The following is a 782-nucleotide window of genomic DNA, read 5'->3' on the forward strand; positions in this document are numbered from 1 at the left end:
CTTGGAGACATTTCAGTGCGTGTTTCAGTAATTCCCGGACACCTTTTTCGCTAAATCCCGGACAGTGATTTCAGTAATTCGCGGACAGCGATTCCGTTAAATCCTGGACAGTTTCGGGAGCGGATTTAGCGGTCGGTTCTCGGCTGCGCCGTTCTGGCAGTTTGGCTTCTCACGATTGAGTCGAGAGGGGCCATGCCGAGACGGAAGCAAGCGAGACGAACGACAGTGAAGGACATTCGAGCGATCTTGCGCCTGACCCACGAGCAGGGTCTTTCGGTGCGTGAAGTGTCGGAACGGCTGAAGATCAGCAAGACGACGGTGTCGACCTATTTGCTGCGGGCGCGGGAGGCCGGGCTGTCGGGTTGGCCGCTGCCGCCGGGCCACGACGACGCGACGCTTGGGCGGCTGCTGTTTGGCCGTGCCGGCCGTCCGCCACGCGACCTGAACGAACCGGACTTTGCGTTGATCGCCCGGGAGCTGAAGCGCAAGGGGGTGACGCTGACGCTGCTGTGGCAGGAGTATCGCGCCGCCCATCCCGACGGCTACGGCTACACCTGGTTCTGCGAGCACTTCGCCGCTTTCGAGCGCCGGACGAGCGCGACATTCCGCAATCGGCATGCGGCGGGCGCGGTGATGCAGACCGACTATGCCGGGCAGACGGTACCGGTGGTCGATCCTGTTAGCGGCGTCATTTTCCCGGCGCAGATCTTTGTCGGTGTGCTGGGCGCTTCCAATCTGACCTTCGCCTTTGCCAGCTCCAGCCAGAAACTGCCCGACTGGAT

General features: G+C 62.0%; 1 protein-coding gene. It reads left to right on the forward strand.

Going from position 1 to position 782, the window contains the following annotated elements; all coding sequences use genetic code 11:
• Positions 1-192 precede the first annotated feature (192 nt).
• On the forward strand, positions 193-782 hold a 590-nt coding region (locus tag EOA27_RS38665), incomplete at its 3' end, for a sigma factor-like helix-turn-helix DNA-binding protein (protein WP_127259001.1).

The sequence above is a fragment of the Mesorhizobium sp. M2A.F.Ca.ET.037.01.1.1 genome, assembly GCF_003998075.1.
GTDB lineage: Bacteria > Pseudomonadota > Alphaproteobacteria > Rhizobiales > Rhizobiaceae > Mesorhizobium.